The following is a 22,916-nucleotide window of genomic DNA, read 5'->3' as shown; positions in this document are numbered from 1 at the left end:
CTATTCATTTTCTTGCTTTTCCACGGGTATTATTATACCAAAAACATGCTTAAAAATCACCTTTTTCCTACTGAAACTAAAGGAAAAATAGAAAAAGGAGGCTAGGCCTCCTCATCTGATTATTTACTGTTTCGCGCTTCTTCCAAAATCTTTGCAATCTTAGTGGTCAAAAGGTCGATAGCAACTGTATTGCTGACTCCCTCAGGAATGACGATATCCGCATAGCGCTTGGTCGGCTCGATAAACTGGTGGTACATAGGTTTAACTACACCTAAGTACTGCTCAATGACACTGTCAAGGCTACGTCCACGCTCTTCCATATCACGCTTGATCCGACGAATAATACGCACATCATCATCTGTATCCACAAAAATCTTGATATCCATCAAATCGCGCAGGCGCTTATCCTCCAAGACCAGAATCCCCTCAACGATAAAGACATCTTGAGGCTCCTGACGATAGGTCTTGCTACTCCGTGTATGCGCTGTATAGTCATAAGTCGGGATGTCCACTGGGCGCCCTGCCAACAATTCTTTAATCTGCTCGATCATCAGATCTGTATCAAAGGCAAATGGATGGTCGTAGTTGGTTTTGACACGCTCTTCAAAAGTCAAGTGAGACTGATCCTTGTAGTATGAATCATGCTCAATCATGGAAATCTTTTCATCAGGAAAATGCGATAAAATGGCTCTTGAAACACTGGTTTTACCACCACCAGAACCACCTGTCACTCCGATAATGATTGGTCTATTTTGCATGCTATCCTCCGTTTTTTTATCCGTCGTCTATTCTATCATATTTTTTGCAAAATTTATAGTCTGATTTGGATAGCCTAGGGAAAACAAATCCTTCCCACACTCCAGTTAAACTAGCTAAAAACCTTCCTTGGCTTGTAGAGATTGCCCCTTTTTTCTAGAATGGCTAGCAATGTATCTCCTTCAAAGGCAGCCAATTCTTTGTCTGTTTGTTCTAACTCAATAAAACGACCAAAGCGCACTTCTGTGGCCTCTTCTGGAGTTAGGAAAACTTTGACAAGGTCACCTATTCCAATTTCAAGAGGATGGAGAAAGTCCAGTTGACCGGCCTCCACTTTTGTAGCAATTTCATTCAAAGTCAAGGCATCTTCTAACTGTAAACCTGCTGCACTCGTCCGAGTCAAATGGGACATATGGGCCGCATAACCCAGCTTCTCTCCCAAGTCAACAGACAAGGTACGGATATAAGTCCCCTTACTACATTTCACACGAAAGGTAAAACGTGCAAGTTCGCCTTCATAAGAAATCGGACTAGTCCGCTCAAAGTGATAAATAGTCACCTGACGTTCTGGACGTTCCACTTCCTGACCAGCACGCGCATACTCATAGAGCTTGCGACCATTAACCTTAACAGCCGAGTACATCGGTGGAATCTGAGTAATAGGCCCAGTCAGACTCGCAATCGCTTCATCGACAATGGTTTCATCCAAGGGCGACAAAACAGGAGTCTCTGCGACCACTTCCCCACTAGCATCCTCGGTCGTCGTTGAATAGCCCAGAGTAATCTCTCCCTCATAGACCTTGCCCTCGTCCTGCATAAATTCGACCATACGGGTTGCCTTGCCAACCGCGATTGGCAGAACTCCCACTACATCCGGATCCAAGGTCCCACCATGACCAATCTTCTTGGTTCCCAAAATCTTACGCAGTTTAAAAACCGCATCATGCGAAGTCATCCCCGCTTCTTTTTTTAAATTGATAATACCGTTCATGTGTTGCTTTCTTATTTCATTCATGAAATATCTTCTTCAAGAATTATAATGTAATTATCTTTTGTAACAAAAGATTTGCTGCTTTTCTTCTAGTGATGGATATACCTCGTTTATTTCCTTCTCCCGTTTTCATCAAAGTTTTTCTTCAATGCAATCTCTGTTGAAATCATCGCGCCAACTAAAGGGATTGTCTGAATCATCGTGATAATAAAGCCAACAGTACTCATTGTCTCCGTTCCCTTTTCAAAAACAATGGCCATGGCAATCACGGAGAGAGGTGCTGAAAGTAGTCCGCAAAGATACCATACTTTCCCAAAATATTGATTCGCAAACTTCCATGTTTCTTCATTCCTCATGGACCTTTTTGTTCGGTATCCGAATACATAATTGATTTCTTTCGGTGTTCTCCTAAAAAATAGCCAGCCAAATAAAAGCATAGTTAACGGAATAAGTAAAACTACGATTAGCATGAATATCCTAAATCCCATTTAAATTCCCTCCATTACTTTTACCTCTAAATGATAGATTCCGATCATGTCAGCAATCTGCTTGTCTTTTTGATCGATTTGATCCACTAGTTGAGTACGTTCACGCTCAAAATCATCGCGCAATTGCTCAATTTGACTTTGTAGCATTTTTTTACACGTGCGCTAGAACGTGCTATCCTATCAAATACATTTCTTGCAAATCGCCCATTTGCATTTTTATTTTCAGGATTGTTACTATGTAATTCTAAATATTTTTTTAATGTTTCTTTTGCAGAATCATGCAAAATGTATTTATCATTTAATCTTTTTTCGTTTATAGCGTTCAGATTTCGTTTTTCGAAATCTGAAATATCCTTCTTGTCAATTTTTTTATTAGCTCTTTCAACTTGTTCTTTTAGATTTTTTTCTCTTACTTCTCTATCCTTTATATACTCGCTATTAGATTCTGCACCTTTACTTTTATTAAGCGATTCATTAGTTGCTGCTAAATTTTCCTTTTTGTTTGCTAAATCTACAGTATCTATATCAGCAATCTTTCTCCAAGAATTTTCAAAAATTTGTTTACGTGCTACAACGTGATCCAAATTTGCGTTTTCATTTAATTTTAAAGTTTTTCCAGTATATTCATCCTTTAAATTTCCAGATTTTTGCTTTTCTTTCATAGCATTCTTTGCATCAGTATACCTTTTATCTTTCATTATTTTAGCACCCTCTTCTTTTGTATAACCATTAGGATGTTTATCGTTATACTGCTTAAGAAGCGTGTCACTTGTCATATCTAAACCAATTTGATTCGCAAATTGATCCCAGATTTCATCTAAAATAACATCTCCTAATTTATCTGGTGAACTAATCTCTTTACATTCTAGTTCTAATTTTTCGAGATTAGAAAACTCCATTGTAAATTGCTGTTCCAATAGTTCTTCTAATTCGTCATAGTTTATATTTTTAGACTCATCTACTTCTTCAGTACCCAATACTAATAATTCATTTTCCACTGCTTTCTCACTCCCCCTTCAGTGCTTCAAACTTCGCTTTCATAGTTGGATTTTTTCGGGTCAATTTTTTAACTGAAACATCTTCCAATTTGTTATTAGCGAGGCGGAGTTGGTTTTCGGATGTGGTTAGGAACTTCTTGACCTCTTCCATGCGTTTGATGGCCTTGTCGATTTCATCAATAGCTTTACCAAAATTGGTTGAAGCAGAGTTGTAGTTCTTTGCAAAGGCTAGCTTAAAGGCGTCCAAATCTTCCTCAAAATGTGTAATATCGATATTTTGCTCGCGAACCAAGGCCAACTCTTGCTTGTATTTAAGGGAATTAAGCGCTGCATTACGCAAGAGTCCAATCAACTGGATAAAGAACTGAGGACGGACCACATACATCTTTTCATACTCGTGGCTGACATCAACAATTCCTGTATTAAAGTAATCGTTATCTGCTTCTAACATGGTCACCAAAATAGCATACTCACAGTTCTTCTCCCGACGGTCCTTGTCCAATTCCTTGTAAAAATCTGCATTCTTATGCTTTTTCTCCGTCCCATCCGCTTCGTTTTTCATTTCAAACATGATGGAAATAATTTCCACTCCGTTTTCATCACATTCACGGAAGATAAAGTCCCCCTTAGACCCACGTGCAGAGACCTTGTTATCCTTCTCAAAGTAGGCATTTGGAAAGGCAAAACTACGAACCTTGTTAAACTCACTCTCTGCATACTGTTCCAGACTTTCACCGATTGCCTTGGTAGATTGTTGAGCTTTGAAATTCTTGTAAAATTCGACTTGTTCACTAGCAGCCTTGAGCTGGGCTTCGTAATTTTGCTTAACAGAAGCCAAAGACAACTCATTTTCCTTTTCTTGCAAGAGGAGCTGATTTTTGACCTGATCCCGTTCTTTTTCTAAGTCAGAAAGGGTCTTTTGCAGTTGATTTTCATGCTCCAAACGCAAGGTAGCCAGTTGGTTTTCCAAGGCCTGCACTTCCTTGTCCTTTGCCAATAGGGCCTCATGGCTTGTCTGCTCAACTTCTTTCTTAGCTAATTCTTTTTCTGTATCAAAGTTTTGGATTTGACTCTGCAATTGCGCAATTTCTTGGTCTTTTTGAGCCAGTTTAGACTGCTGATCATTCATAGCCTTTTGCTCAACTAAGGCAAGTTCCTGCTTCATGCGGTCGTGTAATTCCTTATCAAACTCAGCCGTTCTCACTTGAGACAAGAGTTCGGCATACTGACTTTCATTTACTGTAAAGACTTCCCCACAGTTGGGACATTTGATTTCGTTCATAACTTTCCTCTTTCTAGACTTCTGTAACCATTATATCATGCCTGATGGAAAATCAAAAACAGTGAGTCGAAACCCACTGTTTATATCTGTTACTTTAAATTTTTTCCAAGGCCAAGCGCAAATCTTCAATCAAATCCTCTACATTTTCAAGACCGATAGACAAGCGGATTTGGTTTGGTGTGACACCTGCTGCTTCTAGATCTTTTTCTGACAACTGACCGTGAGTGGTCGTCGCAGGATGGACAACAAGAGATTTAGCATCTGCTACGTTTGCAAGATCAGAGAAGATTTCCAGATTATCAATTACTTTACGAGCTTCTGCCTCTCCGCCTTTAACATGGAAGGTAAAGATTGAACCAACACCTTTTGGCAAATATTTCTCAGCCAAGGCATGATAAGGACTGTCAGCTAGTTTTGGATAATTTACCTTCTCTACCTTAGGATGGTTGACAAGGAAATCAACAATTTTCTCTGCATTTTGCACATGACGTTCAACACGAAGAGAGAGAGTTTCAAGCCCTTGGAGCAAGAGAAAGGCATTAAATGGCGACAAGGCAGCACCCGTATCACGGAGCAATTGAACACGAACAGCGATAATAAAGGCTGCTGCACCCACATCACGAGTATAGCTCAAGTTATGGTAACTAGGATCTTCCTCAACAAATTGAGGGAACTTCCCTGAAGCTGCCCAGTCAAAACGACCACTATCGACAATCACTCCTCCAATAGTCGTACCATGCCCACCGATAAACTTAGTTGCTGAGTGAATGGAAATATCTACACCGTGAGAGAAGACGTTAATCAAATATGGTGTGGCAAAAGTGTTGTCTGAAACGAGAGGAATCTGGTGTTTATGCGCAATCTCAGCCAATTTTCCCAAGTCAGGAATGTTAATCAAGGGATTCCCCAAGGTTTCAATCAAGACAAGCTTTGTATTGTCATTGATAGCTGCTTCCACTTCTTCCAAATTATCCACATCCACAAAGGTTGTTGTGATCCCATAACGAGGAAGGGTTTCCTTCAAGAGGTTGAAGGTCCCACCGTAAATAGTTGACGCAGCCACCACATGGTCACCTGCGTGAGCAAGCGCCAAAATAGTGTAGGTTACAGCAGCCATACCTGATGCTGTCGCTAGTGCTCCAACACCACCTTCAAGAGCAGCGATTCTTTCTTCAAAGGCTGCTGTTGTAGGATTTGTGATACGGGTATAGATATTCCCCGGTTTTCTCAAAGCAAACAAATCGGCACCTTCTTGCGTGTCATCAAAAACGAAGGATGTTGTTTGATAAATTGGTACTGCACGAGATTTAGTCGCTGGATCAACTACTTGCCCAGCATGTAATTGTAGGGTTTCAAATTTAAAATCACGAGTCATAAGACGACCTCCAAATAGCTTCATTAGGGATATTGTATCATCTTAGGCTAGTCTTTTCCAATACTGTTTTTCTATATTTTGATATAAAGAACAACTATGACTAGTCTTACACATCAAACAAAAAAGCACGATTCACTCGTGCTCGTTTCTTTAATCGACATAAGTATCTTCGTTTTTATTGAGGAAAGCGTATGGTAATCCCATCAAGAGACCTCCTCCGATAAAGTTCCCAATAAAGGTCACACCCCAGTGACGAAGAATATTAGGTATGTCAAAATTAGCAATAGAATCAGCTGCAACACTGAACTTAACAATCGCAAAAGAAGCAAAGTTCGCAGCAATGTGTTCGTTTGTTAGGAATACAAACATGTAAATTGCTGATAAGACAAGCCAAAGTTTGGCGCCACCGTCTTTCACCAAAACGAAGGAAAGAATGGCAATGTTTACAAAGATATTGGCTAAAATACCTTCAAGCAAGACTAACTCATTTGAACGACCTAACTTCATCTCTACAACCCCTGAAATGAAGCTATCATGTGTTAGATTTGCATAGGCTGCTGAGTGGGCAAAGCCCCAACCTGCTATCAAAGCTCCGATAAGGTTGAACAAGGTACAGTATAGTAAAATCTCAGCTGTTTTTCTCCATGAAATTTTTTTCAAGAAACTACCTGCTGTCAAAAACATCATATTTGAAGTTACCAGCTCAGCATTTAAGAAAACAATGTAGGCCAATCCCCAAGCAAAAACAAATGGGAAGAGAAAACGTCCACTACCTGGAGCGATCTTATTAATCAAGTCAGCCCCAACTGCACCTGCAGCCGTACTAAATGTTAGAAAGGCACCTGCAAACATGGAACGAATCGCATACTTAAACTTACTTTGGCTATAAAGACTTTCTTTCTTCTTGCAAGTAAATTCAATCTTTGAAATAAATTCTGAAGAGACCATAAAAAACTCCTAAACTTTTATTTGTGAATATTATAACATAAAGCACGCATTTTGAAAAGCCTTTCTTGTATACGTTTTCTACAAAGAAAATCAAGGCATTGGGGGAATTCCATAAATCTCTCCTTTACCCATTAACAGAAAAACATTTCAATGTTTCAAATTGATCATCCCAAAATTCAAACTCAAATAGGTGCCAGTCATCGAAGGTTTGCTCACAATAACTAACTGTTCCTTGATTGTAGTCAATGATAGGTTTCCCCAGCTTGTTCTTCACATCTTCCTCGCTGACTTCTCCATACATTTCCTTAAGATCAGCTAGCATAAAGTTGATAATTCTATTGAGATTTTCCTGATAATTTTTTGATAACAGTTCAACTTTATATATAAAGTCACAATCAGGCTCTTCGTCCCAAACAAAGATCACTCCCTCATGCTCATAAGTGTATTGCTGTAAACTCTCATCAAAATTCATTGTTCACTCTCCAAATCACTATCATTTACTAAAAATTTAGTAACATTAATCATAATGTTCACTCGCTTGTTTCACAAACTCGAAAATATTCAAAGATATGGGTTTCATTTCTAGTGAACCTAATGCCCCCAAATCATTCATATAAATAGTGTCGTCAGAATCTTTCTTTATAAAAAAAGCGACATCCCCATCTTGCCCAATCAGGAAAAAATCAGGTTCCCACTCTTCTATTTGGTAGGTGGAGTTTCTTTCTAGCAAATCTAGTCTTGAGTATAAGGTGATGCCTGTATTCTCTATTATCAACTCTCCTGCTTTGTCGATTTTACTCAAGAATTCTGCGTATAGGTTCGGAAGTGCCAAGTCAATCTGATTATTCATTCTCAACTCCTCATCTATTTTTCCTACTGCGAAAGTCCTATATCTCATCTTCACTTAGTTCTCTAAAATGTGAAATATGATATCCAAAATAACACTTCCCCCGATTTTCCTATGAAGATTCAGTGTCCAGCCATATTGGCAATTCCTCCCAAGAATATCATAGGAAGATCCTTGTCAAATGGAGAACTACTTGTTATGTCTTCTTTGAGCCTAACTAAAGACTTTTCTCTTAACTGACTCATTATCTATCCTCTCTTATGCCAAGCATTCTTCGGTTTCTTACGATAAATCTTTCAACCTACTGACCAGTTTCCTTTCACATTGAAAAGATACCATTAAAGTTGAATGATCATCTTGCAAGCATCATACATCATAAAATTTTATAGTTTTCAATTTCTTCTCTACTCATGCCTACAAGTTCTGTCGTCCACAAGCCCACAATGTCCTACAAGACTGAATCACAGGTATATTCTTCTTCACCGTCTATATACTTACAGGAAAAGACAGGCTTCCTTGTCGCTGCTTGATAAAATGCCATGGCTACTTTTTCTAGTTTTTGGGGATTGAAATCAAGTGATAGTTTTTGAGCCATACTTCCTCGTACCAGATCCCAATTTTCCTGCATAGCCTGATAGCTTTCTCGTATTTTAGACACATAGCCCCTACAAAATGCTTTCAATAAGTCTGTGTTCTGATAAAGATACCGACAGCTAAAATCCGAAATACAACCTGCGTGAAGTAGGAATGTCAGTAAGTCATCCAGACTTTCTGCTACTCTCCCCACTTGGCCCTCACTTCCGATAAAGCCTATGCTGTTATCTTCGAGAAAAACATATTCTCCCCCACTACCGTCTTGAGCAAATGCCTTACAGGCAAGAGAGTATTCCTCATTGTTCCCTGAAAACTGAACTTCACTTATCTTGTCATAAAAATAAATATCACATTCAGTCATCAGTAAGGTCCTTAACTGTTCATTTTCTCTGACTTCTTGTAGCTTATCCATGATCATTCCTTTCTTAAGCTAAACACTTATCCATCTATTACAATTCTAATATGGTAGTTTTTAGTTTCATTCTTTAGATTCTTCACAAGGAGATCATTCTGTTTTGATTGTCCGAAGAAAAAACTGACAGCTTTTCCATCTTTTCTTTCGATAAACAAATGATAACTTGCCCCATTCAATTTGACACTTCGAATATATTTGACTTCAATCCTTCTGATGTTATTCAGCGGAATGATTCTCTTCACAAATACAAAAGCATTGTGAATATAAAATCTCCCATTGGCAATGTGAAACGGGGCAAAAAAATCACCACCACTACGACGGACAATTATAAAACGTCGCCAAAAGATTAGTAAAAGAATAGAGGCTAATAAGTAAAAGGCAAAACTAAAGACAGGACTTTCCCACATCGTTTTCATTCCAAACAAAAAATATTCGAACATGCATCATTCTCCTTTGACTGATGTCTCAATTTGACAAAAAACCAGTGAAATTGCTTCTTCACTGGTTTTTGAGGTTAATAACGTTGTCTATATGGCTTATTAAAGGCGCTTAGGATATCATCAGATGTTTCAGAATAAGCTTTAACTTCTTTAAAATCACCTTTAACAATAATCCGCTCTGTCGCATTATAGTCCACACAAGTTACCAGCGTAATCTCCTTAACTCCTTCACGATCTTCGATTTCATCTACTCGGTCCGGAGTAACGTGTTTAACTTCCGTAATCTCATAAGTATAAACTTTATCCTTATCAGTCAGATAAATTTTCATACCTGCTTTGGCATTGACCAAAGGTGAGAAGAGCATTTGACTGGCATTTTCAGCAGTAAAGATATGGTGACTGGCTAGAGAATAGTTGCCCTCTCCCATTTTTTGGTCTGGTTTCATGGTTCCTGCTCCATAAAACAAGTTTACATTATCCAACCCTTTGAAAATCGGCAAATTAATCTCCACTTCGGGAATAGCAATTCCTCCAATAACGGGAAGCTTCTGAGCGTCCCACTGAGCGGCTAGAACTGCTTCAGATGAAATAGATTTAACCGAATCAAAATCAAAATTTCCTTCTGTTTTGAGATTTTCATCTATATTTTCTTTAGTAACCTGACTGACTTGGTATTTATTGGTATTCCATACCATAAAGAGATCTCGAATCTTTGAATTAAAAATCAAAGCTAAGGATAAAAGAATTAAGAAAACCGCTAAAATATTGAGAAATAGATTCCTACGCTTATTCTTCTTACTTTTCGTTTTTTTATGAGACATTATGCTTTACCTTCTGTTTCGTTTTCAGTCCCAACTTCTTCTTTTTCTACCGCATCAACCGTTGTAAAGGTCACAATCTTGGCATCCTGGTCTAGACGCATCACCTTAACTCCCATAGTTGAGCGTCCTGTTTGTGAAATATTGGCAACATTTGTTCGAATCATGACACCTGTATCCGTGATAATCATCAGGTCTTCATCTCCTTTAACAGTGAGGAGACCTGCAAGAGGGCCATTTTTCTCAACAACATTGGCTGTCTTCATCCCTTTACCACCACGACCTTTTGTTGGATATTCAGTTGCAAGAGTACGTTTACCATAACCTTTTTCAGTGATGATAAGAACCTCGTCCTGATCAGTGATGACACTAGCACCAACTACAGTATCTCCTTCACGAAGGTTAACTCCTCGAACACCTGTCGCGATACGGCTCATGCCACGAACGTCTGATTGATTAAAGCGAACAGCATAACCAAACTTAGTACCAATGATGATATCTGTGTCTTCTTCTGTCAGCAAGACGTTAATCAGTTCATCTTCATCCTTGAGATTCAAAGCCTTAAGTCCATTTTGACGGATATTAGCAAATTCTTTAACACTGGTTCGCTTCACGATACCGTGACGGGTTGTGAAGAAGAGATAGGCGTCATCACTACGTTCAGATTTAACATTAATGATGGTCTGTATGCTCTCCCCTTCATCCAGCTTCAAAAGATTGACAACCGGCAATCCCTTGGCTGTGCGACCGTATTCAGGAATTTCATAACCTTTTAGTCGGTATACACGACCTTTATTGGTAAAGAAGAGCAAATGATCATGGGTGCTGGTTGAAACCAACTCACGCACAAAGTCATCATCCTTAACCCCCGTACCTTGGACTCCACGACCACCACGTTTTTGAGCAGTAAATTCACCTTGGTCCAAACGTTTGATATAGCCCTTGTTAGAAAGAGTGATTAAGACATCTGACTCCTCAATCAAATCTTCGTCTTCAAAAGTTAAGACTTCTCCAACCATTAACTCGGTACGACGTTTGTCACCAAATTTACGTTTTACTTCATCCAATTCATCTTTTATGATTTGCGCCACGCGTTCTGGTTTAGCAAGAATATCGGTCAAATCTGCAATCAAGGCAATCAATTCATCATATTCAGACTGAATCTTATCGCGTTCCAATCCTGTCAAGCGGCGAAGACGCATATCAAGGATAGCCTGACTTTGACGCTCAGAAAGCTTAAACTTGCTCATCAACTCAGCCTGCGCTTCCGCATCCGTTTCACTAGCACGAATGATACGAATCACTTCGTCGATATGGTCTAGCGCGATTAAAAGGCCTTCTAAGATGTGCGCACGCGCTTCTGCTTTTTCCTTGTCAAAACGAGTACGACGAACAACTACCTCTTTTTGGTGTTCAATATAAGCATCTAAAATTTGGCGAAGAGACAAAATCTTTGGTACACCATTTTGAATAGCAAGCATATTGAAACCAAAGTTAGTTTGCATCTGCGTCATCTTGAAGAGGTTATTGAGGATGACATTCGCAGAAGCATCACGCTTCACTTCGATAATGAAACGAACCCCTTCACGGTTGGATTCATCACGTACAGCTGTAATGCCTTCAATTCGTTTTTCTTGCGCCAAACGAACGATATGCTCATGGACCTTGGTTTTATTGACCATATAAGGAAATTCTGTTACCACGATGCGCTCACGCCCTGTCTTAGTCGTCTCAATCTCTGTTCGAGAACGGAGGACAATCGAACCCTTACCAGTCTCATAAGCCTTATGAATCCCTGATTTCCCCATGACAAGAGCACCAGTCGGAAAATCTGGACCAGGTAAAACTTCCATCAAATCCCTAGTGGTTACTTCAGGATTGTCCATAACCAACTTCACTGCATCAATGGTTTCACCCAGGTTGTGAGGTGGGATATTGGTTGCCATCCCAACAGCGATACCAGTTGCCCCATTGACCAAAAGGTTTGGAAAACGAGCTGGCAAGACCAAGGGCTCACGCTCATTGGCATCGTAGTTGTCTACGAAATCAACTGTGTTTTTATTGATGTCACGAAGCATTTCAAGAGCAATCTTGCTCATACGTGCTTCTGTGTAACGCTGTGCAGCGGCACCATCCCCGTCCATGGAACCAAAGTTTCCATGTCCATCGACAAGCATGTAACGGTAGCTCCACCACTGAGCCATACGAACCATGGCTTCATAAATAGATGAATCCCCGTGTGGGTGGTATTTACCCATAACATCCCCTGTAATACGGGCTGATTTTTTATGAGGTTTGTCTGGTGTAACACCTAGTTCATTCATTCCGTAAAGAATACGGCGGTGAACAGGTTTTAAACCGTCTCGAACATCAGGAAGGGCCCGCGCAACGATAACGCTCATGGCGTAGTCGATAAAGCTGGTCTTCATCTCCTTTGTCAGATTGACATTCACTAAATTTCTATCCTGCATTCATAAATGCCTCATTTCACTATTAGTAATTAGATATATTATACCATAATTTGTCCTTCATTTCAGTCTTTGAAAACCACTAAAACGTTTATATCAATAACCGAATAGAATATTCGTGACAAAGCTTTTTAAAAGTGATAGAATGAAAGTGTCTGGGGATTCCCCTAAAAAAAATGAAGGAGATGTTTAGATAATGACTTCAACTAAACAACACAAAAAAGTGATCCTTGTTGGTGACGGTGCCGTAGGTTCATCTTACGCTTTCGCACTTGTTAACCAAGGAATTGCACAAGAGCTTGGAATTATCGAAATTCCACAATTGCACGAAAAAGCTGTTGGTGATGCGCTTGACCTTAGCCACGCCCTTGCCTTCACTTCACCTAAAAAAATCTACGCTGCTCAATACTCTGACTGTGCAGACGCTGACCTTGTTGTTATCACTGCAGGTGCTCCTCAAAAACCAGGTGAAACTCGCCTTGACCTTGTAGGTAAAAACTTGGCTATCAACAAATCAATTGTAACACAAGTTGTTGAATCAGGTTTTGATGGTATCTTCCTTGTTGCGGCTAACCCAGTTGACGTTTTGACTTACTCAACTTGGAAATTCTCTGGATTCCCTAAAGAACGTGTTATCGGTTCAGGTACTTCACTTGACTCAGCACGTTTCCGTCAAGCACTTGCTGAAAAATTGGACGTTGATGCTCGTTCCGTTCACGCCTACATCATGGGCGAACACGGAGATTCTGAATTTGCGGTTTGGTCACACGCTAACATCGCTGGTGTAAACCTTGAAGAATTCCTTAAAGATACTCAAAACGTTCAAGAAGCTGAATTGATTGAATTGTTCGAAGGTGTTCGTGACGCCGCCTACACAATCATCAATAAAAAAGGAGCTACATACTACGGTATCGCAGTAGCACTTGCTCGTATCACAAAAGCAATCCTTGATGACGAAAATGCAGTACTTCCACTTTCAGTCTTCCAAGAAGGTCAATACGGTGTTAAAAACGTCTTTATCGGTCAACCAGCTGTTGTTGGTGCACACGGTATCGTTCGTCCAGTAAACATCCCATTGAACGACGCTGAAACTCAAAAAATGCAAGCATCTGCCAAAGAATTGCAAGCTATCATTGATGAAGCATGGAAAAACCCTGAATTCCAAGCAGCTTCTAAAAACTAATGAAAAGAAGGTTCCCAAACATGGGAACCTTTTTTCTTTTACTGTAAAGGCTTAAACCCTATTTTTCAAAAGACTACTTATCTCAGAAGTTATATATCATATCAAATACTCGGTTGGAAAAACACCTAAATTTATACATATATAACTAAAGAAATGAAATCAACCGTTGCAGATGTCATGGAAAAGTATTCGTCTTTGCCCCCTATACACAAAAAAGCCTGTCACACAAGCTCAAATGCTTGATATGACAGGCTTTTTCTAAATTCATTATTTAACAGCGTCTTTAAGAGCTTTACCAGCTTTGAATGCTGGAACTTTAGAAGCTGCGATTTCGATTTCTTTACCAGTTTGTGGGTTGCGACCTTTACGTGCAGCACGTTCACGAACTTCAAAGTTACCAAAACCAATCAATTGAACTTTTTCACCAGCTGCAAGGTATTCAGTTACTGCTGCAAATACAGCATCAACTGCTGCTGCTGAATCTTTCTTAGTTAAGTCTGTAGCTTCTGCCACTTTAGCGATCAAATCTTGTTTGTTTGCCATGTTAACAAATCCTCCAAATAATTTCTGATTAACAAATATAATCATATCCTAAAATTGCCCATAGGTCAAGTCAAAAACACCATTTCAAACATTTTTCTCTATTTTTTTAGGAATTATAGCGGATTAGAATTGCCCAAGCATTCTCTCCAGTATGAGTTTGAATAATAGAGCCAGTTTCCAGTACAGAGATTGGTTTCTCAACATAGGCTTGCAATAAACTCTTCATCTCATTTGCCCATTCATTCGTTCCAGCATAGGAAATTCCAATTTCTGCAACTGATTTATGAGTAAGGGCCACCGTTAACTCTTCAAGCCATTTTTTGAAAGTTTTTGCACCACGTCCTTTGACGATTGGTTGGAGTTCGTGGTTTTTCATCTGCATCACTACACGAATATTTAATAGTGAGCTTAATAGTCCCGTCACACGTCCAATACGCCCACCTTTCACTAGGTTTTCTAGAGTCGAAACACCGATATAAAGCTCTGTGTGATTCTTCACTTCTTCTATACGTGCTAGAATAGTTTCTAAATCTTTACCCTCTTTAGCAAGTTTTGCAGCTTCAACAACTTGAAACTTCATAGCCTGATCTGTAAAGGAACTATCAATAACCGTCACATCAGAACTTGAGAGACTTGCGCCTTGGCGAGCAGCTTCAACAGTCCCGGACAAGGCACGAGACATATGAATAGCAACAACCTGACTGCCATCTTTTCCTAGCTCTTCAAAGACTTCAGCAAACACTCCTACTGGAGGTTGACTCGTTTTAGGGAGATTCTTGCTTTGTTGCATAAGATGAAGGAATTCCCCCTCTTTTAGATCAGCATCTGAGTAGAGTACGCCATCAATCATAACTGATAAGGGGACAATAGTGATATTTAATTCTTTAACTACTTCTGGTTCGATAGTAACAGAAGAGTCCGTTACAATTTTTACTTGTGTCATAAGTTCAATCTTTCTATTCTTCTCAATAGGATTGGGATTTTTCACTCTTATTATATCAAAAAAATGATAAAAAATCATAAGTAATCCAATTAAAAAAACTGAATTTTTGGTATAATCTATCTATAGAAAAGCGAGGAACAGCTATGATTCGAAAAGTTCAACCGATTATTACGATTATATTTGGAGCAGCTATCTATGCCTTTGGTCTCACCTACTTTGTTGTTCCTTATCATCTATTTGAGGGAGGGGCGACAGGTATCACCTTGATTACCTACTATCTTTTTAAAATCCCTGTCTCATTGATGAATCTCTTAATCAATATTCCTTTATTTATTTTGGCTTGGAAGATATTTGGTTCCAAGACCCTCTACTCCAGCCTTCTGGGTTCTATTTCTCTCTCTATTTGGCTCGCAATCTTTGAGCGTATCCCCTTGCAGTTTGATTTACAAGGTGACCTCATCATCGTTGCTTTAGTCTCAGGGGTTTTACTGGGAGTTGGTTTAGGAATTATCTTTAATGCTGGTGGAACAACTGGTGGTTCTGATATCGTTGCCCGTATCCTCAACAAGTACACCAATCTTTCGATTGGGAAATTGCTTTTTGGAATTGACTTTTTCATTTTAATGTTAATTCTGCTTATTTTCCAAGATCTCCGTCTTGTGACCTATACTCTCTTGTTTGACTTCATCATCGCTCGCGTTATTGACCTGATTGGCGAAGGGGGATACGCTGGTAAAGGATTTATGATTATTACTCAATATCCTGACCAACTGGCTGATAAGATTAATGAGGAGCTTGGACGTGGTGTGACCTTTATATCTGGTCAAGGTTATTACAGTAAGAAAGATTTAAAAATTATTTACTGTATCGTCGGTCGGAACGAAATCGTCAAAATGAAGGATATGATTCACCAAGTCGATCCTCAAGCCTTTATCACCATCACAGAGGCCCATGAAATTCTGGGTGAAGGCTTTACTTATGTGAAAGATTAAAAAGCTGGGATTTCCCAGCTTTTATTTTTCTTCTGCGAGAGTTGAATGGCGGAACCCATAAGTAAAGTAAATGACTAGACCAACTACAAGAGCAATGCCAAAGGCAATCCAGGTATCTAGACTATATTGAAGCATAAAGGAAACACAGATAAGGATGGAAAGGATTGGCAAAAGTGGTACCAAAGGAGTTTTAAACTCTCCTTTTTTGGGCATACCCTTATCTTTTCTGAGTTTTATTATTCCGTAGGCTAGTAAAATGAGATAAGCTAAGGTACAGATATTTAAGAAGGCTGCAATACTGGCTAGAGGAAACACTCCGGCAGCAAGGGCTGAAGCAACTCCTGTTAAGAGAGTCGCATTTTTAGGAACGCGACTAGTCTTGCTTAATCGTTTAAAACTTTGAGGTAAAAGTCCATCACGTGCTAAGCTATAAATCATTCGAGACAAAGCATAAGTCATGGAAATACATACCGTTATCAGGGTGAGAATGGCTACAAGCGAAACATAGTTGGCTGCCCAACCGATACCAATACTCCGTAATGAAAATGCTACTGCATCGTCCACATTGAGCTTACTATAGTGAACAATCCCTGTCAATACTAAGGTCACCAAAGCATAGAGAATAGTGACGATTGTCAGAGAAAGGACAATTCCGCGAGGAATATTTTTTTGCGGGCTTTGGATTTCATCAACTGCCATGGAAATAGACTCAAATCCGAGAAATCCAAAGAACATCAAAGATGCACCTGCCATAATCCCAGTGCTTCCTCCATAAATCTGGCCAAAGCCAAAAGGAGCAAAATTCGACCAATTTTCAGGCTTGATGTACCAAATACCAACTAGGATAAATAAGGCTAGAGCAGAAAATTTCAAGATTACTAGAAGCGAATTAAAGCGTAAGGCTGCCTTGGAATTTAATAAAACCAATCCCGTTACCAAGGTAAGTACTAGAATAGGTAGAAGATCGATATAGGTTCCCTGTTCAGGATTAAAGGTTCCATTCAAGGCTTGGGGCATGGAAATACCATAATCACTGAGTAAGCCCTTAAAGTAAGCTGCCCAGCCAGACGCCACACCTGAAACAGCCGTCATGAATTCCATGATGGTCAACCAGCCAGCAATCCAGGCTGGCAATTCTCCCAAAATCGCATAGAGATAACTATAAGCACCCCCAGTTGCAGGTACACGAGAGGCAAATTCTGCAAAAAAGAGAGCTGATAGAGAAACACACAGGGCAGAAATCACGATGGAAACCACTAGTGATGGACCGGCAAGTGTTGCTGCTGCAGTTCCTGTAATGGTAAAAATCCCAGTTCCTACCATGGCACCGATTCCCAATAGAATCAAATCCCACAATTTCAAATGGCGACGCATCTCTGCCTGTCTCAGACTGACATCCTTGGTTCTAAAAATATTCATACTTCATCTCCACTAAATGTAATTGTTTTATTTTACCATATAAAAGCATTTTTGTGAATATTTATTAGGTCCTTTTTGAAAAAAATCTGAACAGGAAGAGTTCCTGTTCAGATTTTGCATATTCTTATCCGACTGAACCTTCCATTTCATAGCTAATCAAGCGGTTCAGCTCAACTGCATATTCCATTGGAAGTTCTTTGGTGAAGGGTTCGACAAATCCCATGACAATCATCTCAGTTGCCTCAGATTCTGACAAACCACGGCTCATGAGGTAATAGAGTTGTTCCTCTGAAATCTTAGATACCTTGGCTTCGTGTTCCAATGCAACTTGCGAGTTGTGAATTTCATTAAACGGAATGGTATCTGATGCTGATAAGTCATCCATGATAATGGTATCACACTCGATGTGAGAAACAGATTTCTTAGAGTTCTTGTTAAAGGTTACTTGTCCACGATAGTCCACCTTTCCTCCGCCTTTAGCGATGGATTTAGACACGATAGATGAGCTTGTATGTGGAGCGTTGTGAATCATCTTGGCACCCGTATCTTGGTGTTGACCAGCATTGGCAAAGGCGATCGAAAGCATGGTACCACGGGCCCCTTCTCCATCTAGGTAAACAGATGGGTATTTCATGGTTGTTTTGGCACCCAAGTTACCATCAATCCACTCAACAGTCGCATCTTTCAAAGCTTTGGCACGTTTTGTTACCAAGTTATAGACATTATCAGACCAGTTTTGGATGGTTGTATAACGCATATAAGCTCCGTCTAAAGCAAAAATTTCTACAATGGCAGCGTGCAAGCTATTGCTTGAATAAGTTGGTGCTGTACATCCTTCTACGTAGTGGACGCTTGCTCCTTCATCAACAATAATCAAGGTACGTTCGAACTGACCTGTATTTTCGTTGTTGATACGGAAGTAGGTTTGAAGTGGAATATCTACCTTGACACCTTTTGGTACGTAGATAAAGGTTCCACCTGACCATACTGCTGAGTTGAGGGCTGCCAACTTGTTATCAGTCGGCGGTACCAACTTCGCAAAGTATTGTTTAAACAAGTCTGGGTATTCCTTGAGGGCAGAATCTGTATCTGTAAAGATAATACCTAATTTCTGGAACTCTTCTTTCATGTTGTGGTAAACCACTTCTGACTCGTACTGGGCAGAAGCACCTGCTAGATAAGCACGTTCAGCTTCTGGAATCCCGATACGTTCAAAGGTTTCTTTGATCTTTTCAGGAACTTCATCCCAAGAACGGGCTGGTTTATCAGATGGTTTTTGGTAATAGATCAAGTCATCAAAGTCAATCTCTGACAAGTCTGCTCCCCAGGTTTGCATAGGCATTTTTTTGAAGGTTTCATAAGACTTCAAACGGAATTCTAACATCCACTCTGGCTCACCCTTGGCAGCAGATAATTCACGAATAACACCTTCGTTGAGTCCTTTTCCTGTCGATAGGACAGGCTCTACATCATCATGGAAACCAAATTTATATTCACCAAGATCAATTGGTTTTGGTTCTACTCTTTCTTCAGCCATAATATCCTTTCTTTCTTCATTTCTAATGATTTATAAGACAAAAGCAACTTGTCTTACTCGTTATCTTGATTCTCAATTGTCTTCTTAAGTGCATTCCAAGCTAGGGTTGCACATTTGATTCGTTGAGGGAATTTGGCAACACCTGACAAGAAAGCTGCATCGCCAAGTTGGTCTTGGCGGTCATCCTTTTGACCTTGAACCATTTCAGAAAAGATGGTTGCAAGTTCTAGAATTTCTTGTTTGGTCTTCCCTAAAACAGCATCTGTCATCATACTAGCAGAAGCAGTTGAAATCGTGCATCCTGAATTTAGAAAAGCAATATCTTCCAAACGGTCCTCTGCGTCAAACTTAACAGAGAGATTAATAACATCCCCACAGGTTGGATTGTTGAGGCTGATTTGCTCAGCATCATCCAACTTCCCTTGGTGATGGGGATTTTTCGAATGATCTGCTACCACTGCCATATAAAGGCTATCTAGTTTAGAAAGTGCCATTGAAAAACTCCTTTGTCTTTTGTAGGGCATCGACTAGTTTGTCACAATCCGCCTTGGTATTGTAGATATAAAAACTTGCACGAGCTGTTGCTGGGACTTCCAAATACTGAAGCAAGGGTTGGGCGCAATGATGACCTGCACGAACTGCTACCCCTTCATAATCCAGTGCTGTAGCTAGGTCATGGGGATGAAGATCGCCTAGGTTAAATGCAATCACACCTGAACGTTTAGCCAAGTCCTGCGAACCATAAATAGTCAAACCTTCAATGGCCTGCAATTTGGGATAGACGTATGCGATCAGTTCCTGTTCATGAGCTTCAATAGCATCCATACCAATCTTTTCCAGATAATCAACTGCTGCAGCAAGTCCGATAGCACCTGCCATATTTGGCGTTCCAGCCTCAAATTTCCAAGGCAATTCCTTCCAACTAGCAGATTGCTCATAGACGAAATCAATCATCTCGCCACCAAACTCAACTGGTGACATTTGTTCCAGATACTTTTCTTTACCGTAAAGAACACCAATACCAGTTGGTCCAGCCATCTTGTGACCTGAAAAAGCAAAGAAGTCCACATCCAAGTCCTGGACATCAATCTTCATATGGGGCGTAGACTGAGCACCATCCACCACCATGATAGCTCCAACATGGTGGGCTAATTGCGTGATTTCTTTGATAGGATTGACCACACCAAGAACATTGGAGGCGTGAGCTAGGGAGACAAACTTGACTTTATCAGTCAATTTAGCGCGCAAGTCATCCATATCCAGAGCTCCATCCTTGAGATAGACATAGACAAGCTCTGCCCCAGTCTTGCGACAAGCTTCCTGCCATGGAATGATATTAGAATGGTGTTCCATGACAGAAATCAAGACCTGGTCTCCCTCAGTCAGGATTTCCTCAGCAAAGCGTGCCACCCAGTTAAGGCTGGTTGTCGTTCCTCTGGTAAAGAGAACTTCCTTTGTAGAGCCTGCATTGATAAACTTACGAATGGTTTCACGAGCCGCCTCATAGGAAGCTGTCGCCCTTTCAGCCAAGGTATGAACCCCACGGTGAACATTGGCATTGTCCTGCTTATAGTAGCGGTTGATTGTTTCCAGAACTGCTAGTGGTTTTTGTGTCATCGCAGCATTGTCCAGATAGACCAGAGGTTCATCGTTGACAATCTGGTCTAAAATTGGAAAATCCTTGCGAATCGCTTCTACATCTAACATAGGCTTCCCCTTAGCGTTTTGACAATTTTTCTTCGATGGTTGCAATCATTTCATCACGAACTTCCTTGACTGGAATCTCAACGATAACAGATCCAAGGAAACCACGAACAACCAAGCGTTCTGCAGTCGCCTTATCCAAGCCACGGCTCATGAGGTAGTACATATCTTCTGGATCCACCTGACCGATAGAAGCCGCGTGACCTGCAGTTACGTCATTTTCATCAATCAAAAGAATTGGGTTGGCATCTGAACGTGCTTGGTCTGAAAGCATAAGAACACGACTCTCTTGCTGCGCATCTGCTCCCTTGGCACCCTTGATAATGTGGCCAATACCATTGAAGGTCAAGGTAGCTTTTTCAAGGATAACCCCATGTTGAAGGATATTTCCGATTGAGTTGCAACCATAGTTAGTCACTCGCGTATCAATCCCTTGTACTTGACGGCCACTTGAAAGAGCTACGGCTTTAAGGTCAGCATGGCTACCATTCCCAATCAAGTCGCTATCAAAGTCCGCAACAACATTTCCTTCGTTCATGACACCAATGGCCCAGTCAATGCTGGCATCGTTTCCTAGTTTACCACGACGGCTAATGTAAGCAGTGACATTTTCACCTAGACGGTCAATAGCAGCAAATTTCACTTGCGCACCAGAACGAGCAATCACTTCAACTGTGATATTGGCAGTTGCTTTGGCACTACCTCCACCTCTTGACTCTAGACGTTCAAGATAGCTTATTTTAGAGTTTTTACCAGCAATGATAAGGATATGCTTGTTAAACGGCACATCGCTATCGCTGTCTTGGTAGAAAATACCTTCGATTGGCTCTTTAATCTCAACATTATCAGGGATGTAGAGAACAGCACCACTATTAAAGTAAGCTGTATGGTAGGCTGCCAACTTGTCATCGTCATACTTAACTGATGACATGAAGAATTCCTCAATAAGCTCTGGAATTTCTTCTAAAGCTGAGTGAAAGTCTGTAAAGACAACACCTTGTTCAGCTAACTCAACTGGAGTTTGTTCAAAAACAGTTTGCGTTCCTACTTGCACCAACTTCAAGTGATTATCTAAAGCAGTGAAGTCAGGAACATTTGCTGAAGGTTCACTTTCCGTGATGGTTCCATCTCCCAGATTCCAACGGTGAAATTTGACACGCTCAATAACTGGTAATTCCAAACTCTCAATCTTATCAAAAGCTTTTTGACGGAGGTCTGACAACCAGCTTGGTTCAGCATGCATTTCTGAAAAAAGTTTAATAGTTTCTTTAGTCATTTACTTCTCCTAAAAGATACGAGGGAATTACAATTCTTCCTTGTAGTCGTAGCCAAGTTCTTCAGCTAGTTTTGCGTATCCTTCACGTTCCAAACGGGCTGCCAATTCTGGACCACCAGAAAGGACAACACGACCTTCCATCATCACGTGGACCACGTCTGGTGTGATGTAGTTCAAGAGACGTTGGTAGTGAGTGATGATCATAGCACCAAAGCCTTCACCACGCATGGCATTCACACCTTTCGATACAACTTTAAGGGCGTCAATATCAAGACCTGAGTCAATCTCATCCAAAAGGGCAAAAGTTGGTTCCAACATCAAGAGTTGAAGAATTTCATTACGTTTTTTCTCACCACCTGAGAAACCTTCGTTGAGGTAACGCTCTGCCATTTCTTCTTTCATGTTGAGCAATTCCATTTTCTCGTCTAGTTTAGTGATGAACTCACGAATTGAAATCTTTTCATCATCTTCTTTACCAGCATTCATAGCTGCACGAAGAAACTCAGCGTTAGTAATTCCAGGAATTTCTGATGGATATTGCATAGCAAGGAAAAGTCCCATACGCGCGCGTTCGTCCACTTCCAACTCAAGGATATTTACGCCATCAAACAAGACCTCACCTTTGGTAACTTCATAGTTTGGATTTCCCATGATAGCGGCAGAAAGAGTCGATTTACCAGTACCATTTGGTCCCATGATAGCAGCGATTTCTCCTGTTTTCAGAGTCAGATTGACTCCTTTCAAAATTTCTTTTCCTTCAATCTCAACGTGAAGATCTTTGATCTCTAATACTGACATGATAATTCCTTTCTTTTTCAGGCCTATTTCCTTTATCCTTAGCAAAATTACTTACATTTCTCTAAAAATACAAGAAAAGGTCCATAAATATACTCTACTAG

Annotated in this window: 22 protein-coding genes and 1 pseudogene; 2 read left to right on the top strand and 21 right to left on the bottom strand. The window is 40.2% G+C overall.

The features are described from left to right. Positions 1-119: 119 nt before the first annotated feature. From udk to gyrA, 13 genes and pseudogenes are all read right to left on the bottom strand, one after another. Positions 120-758: a uridine kinase gene (gene udk / locus DB729_RS05075; RefSeq protein WP_001181372.1), complete on the bottom strand. Its 639-nt coding sequence runs from the start codon at positions 756-758 to the stop codon at positions 120-122. A 110-nt stretch (positions 759-868) separates the two neighbouring features. Then, positions 869-1,747, bottom strand: a complete 879-nt coding sequence (gene truB, locus DB729_RS05070) for a tRNA pseudouridine(55) synthase TruB (RefSeq protein WP_109290089.1) — start codon at positions 1,745-1,747, stop codon at positions 869-871. Between the two features lie 110 nt (positions 1,748-1,857). Then, entirely contained in the window at positions 1,858-2,235 is a 378-nt protein-coding gene (locus DB729_RS05065) for an SdpI family protein (protein WP_000506904.1), read from the bottom strand. An 86-nt stretch (positions 2,236-2,321) separates the two neighbouring features. Next, the gene (locus DB729_RS05060) at positions 2,322-3,233 is read right to left on the bottom strand and encodes a hypothetical protein (RefSeq protein WP_109290090.1); all 912 of its coding nucleotides are present in this window, start codon (positions 3,231-3,233) and stop codon (positions 2,322-2,324) included. Between the two features lie 7 nt (positions 3,234-3,240). Further along, positions 3,241-4,515: a DUF2130 domain-containing protein gene (locus tag DB729_RS05055; RefSeq protein WP_109290091.1), complete on the bottom strand. Its 1,275-nt coding sequence runs from the start codon at positions 4,513-4,515 to the stop codon at positions 3,241-3,243. Between the two features lie 94 nt (positions 4,516-4,609). Further along, on the bottom strand, positions 4,610-5,890 hold the full coding sequence (locus DB729_RS05050) for an O-acetylhomoserine aminocarboxypropyltransferase/cysteine synthase family protein (RefSeq protein WP_109290092.1): 1,281 nt from the start codon (positions 5,888-5,890) through the stop codon (positions 4,610-4,612). A gap of 150 nt (positions 5,891-6,040) precedes the next feature. Next, complete coding sequence (locus tag DB729_RS05045) at positions 6,041-6,838, bottom strand: formate/nitrite transporter family protein (RefSeq protein ID WP_109290093.1); 798 nt, start codon at positions 6,836-6,838, stop codon at positions 6,041-6,043. Positions 6,839-6,962: 124 nt separating this feature from the next. Next, positions 6,963-7,310 carry a hypothetical protein gene (locus DB729_RS05040; RefSeq protein WP_109290094.1) on the bottom strand — a complete coding sequence of 116 codons (348 nt, stop codon included), beginning with the start codon at positions 7,308-7,310 and terminating at the stop codon, positions 6,963-6,965. A 45-nt stretch (positions 7,311-7,355) separates the two neighbouring features. Continuing rightward, a complete protein-coding gene (locus DB729_RS05035; protein ID WP_109290095.1) occupies positions 7,356-7,688 on the bottom strand; it encodes a hypothetical protein in 333 nt (110 codons plus the stop codon). A 370-nt stretch (positions 7,689-8,058) separates the two neighbouring features. Next, positions 8,059-8,691: pseudogene (locus DB729_RS05030) on the bottom strand (hypothetical protein). A 26-nt stretch (positions 8,692-8,717) separates the two neighbouring features. Continuing rightward, the gene (locus DB729_RS05025; protein ID WP_109290096.1) at positions 8,718-9,134 is read right to left on the bottom strand and encodes a hypothetical protein; all 417 of its coding nucleotides are present in this window, start codon (positions 9,132-9,134) and stop codon (positions 8,718-8,720) included. Between the two features lie 74 nt (positions 9,135-9,208). After that, positions 9,209-9,955 (bottom strand): class A sortase, encoded by a 747-nt coding sequence (locus tag DB729_RS05020; RefSeq protein ID WP_109290097.1) that lies wholly within the window; start codon positions 9,953-9,955, stop codon positions 9,209-9,211. Beyond that, positions 9,955-12,423, bottom strand: coding sequence for a DNA gyrase subunit A (gyrA, locus tag DB729_RS05015; RefSeq protein WP_109290098.1), 2,469 nt, complete (start codon positions 12,421-12,423; stop codon positions 9,955-9,957). The genes DB729_RS05020 and gyrA overlap by 1 nt, the downstream gene beginning before the upstream one ends. Positions 12,424-12,616: 193 nt before the next feature. On the opposite strand from gyrA, the gene DB729_RS05010 reads away from it, so the two are divergent. Then, complete coding sequence (locus DB729_RS05010) at positions 12,617-13,603, top strand: L-lactate dehydrogenase (RefSeq protein ID WP_000204722.1); 987 nt, start codon at positions 12,617-12,619, stop codon at positions 13,601-13,603. A 267-nt stretch (positions 13,604-13,870) separates the two neighbouring features. Here DB729_RS05010 and DB729_RS05005 read toward each other — a convergent pair whose 3' ends face one another. Further along, entirely contained in the window at positions 13,871-14,146 is a 276-nt protein-coding gene (locus DB729_RS05005; RefSeq protein ID WP_001284630.1) for an HU family DNA-binding protein, read from the bottom strand. Between the two features lie 106 nt (positions 14,147-14,252). Next, positions 14,253-15,089: a DegV family protein gene (locus tag DB729_RS05000; protein ID WP_084873241.1), complete on the bottom strand. Its 837-nt coding sequence runs from the start codon at positions 15,087-15,089 to the stop codon at positions 14,253-14,255. 143 nt (positions 15,090-15,232) lie between these two features. Here DB729_RS05000 and DB729_RS04995 point away from each other — a divergent pair, with 143 nt between their 5' ends. Further along, positions 15,233-16,081 carry a YitT family protein gene (locus tag DB729_RS04995; RefSeq protein ID WP_000619963.1) on the top strand — a complete coding sequence of 283 codons (849 nt, stop codon included), beginning with the start codon at positions 15,233-15,235 and terminating at the stop codon, positions 16,079-16,081. Between the two features lie 21 nt (positions 16,082-16,102). Here the strand turns inward: DB729_RS04995 and DB729_RS04990 are convergent, their stop codons facing one another. The 6 genes from DB729_RS04990 to sufC all read right to left on the bottom strand — a co-directional run bounded on the left by DB729_RS04990 (position 16,103) and on the right by sufC (position 22,815). Beyond that, on the bottom strand, positions 16,103-17,500 hold the full coding sequence (locus DB729_RS04990; protein WP_084873243.1) for an APC family permease: 1,398 nt from the start codon (positions 17,498-17,500) through the stop codon (positions 16,103-16,105). A gap of 124 nt (positions 17,501-17,624) precedes the next feature. Next, positions 17,625-19,037, bottom strand: coding sequence for a Fe-S cluster assembly protein SufB (gene sufB, locus DB729_RS04985; protein ID WP_000797071.1), 1,413 nt, complete (start codon positions 19,035-19,037; stop codon positions 17,625-17,627). 53 nt (positions 19,038-19,090) lie between these two features. Next, positions 19,091-19,531: a Fe-S cluster assembly sulfur transfer protein SufU gene (sufU, locus tag DB729_RS04980; RefSeq protein ID WP_084873245.1), complete on the bottom strand. Its 441-nt coding sequence runs from the start codon at positions 19,529-19,531 to the stop codon at positions 19,091-19,093. Then, entirely contained in the window at positions 19,518-20,744 is a 1,227-nt protein-coding gene (locus DB729_RS04975; protein ID WP_109290099.1) for a cysteine desulfurase, read from the bottom strand. Before DB729_RS04975 ends, sufU begins: the two co-directional genes overlap by 14 nt. Before the next feature lie 10 nt (positions 20,745-20,754). Continuing rightward, entirely contained in the window at positions 20,755-22,017 is a 1,263-nt protein-coding gene (sufD, locus tag DB729_RS04970; RefSeq protein ID WP_084873249.1) for a Fe-S cluster assembly protein SufD, read from the bottom strand. Positions 22,018-22,044: 27 nt separating this feature from the next. Then, positions 22,045-22,815, bottom strand: a complete 771-nt coding sequence (gene sufC, locus DB729_RS04965) for a Fe-S cluster assembly ATPase SufC (protein ID WP_033606356.1) — start codon at positions 22,813-22,815, stop codon at positions 22,045-22,047. Between the last annotated feature and the right edge of the window lie 101 nt (positions 22,816-22,916).

The organism is Streptococcus halitosis, from assembly GCF_003143695.2.
GTDB classification, from domain to species: domain Bacteria; phylum Bacillota; class Bacilli; order Lactobacillales; family Streptococcaceae; genus Streptococcus; species Streptococcus halitosis.
The sequence above is the reverse complement of the archived record's forward strand: the minus strand, read 5'-3'. Positions and strand labels throughout refer to the sequence as shown.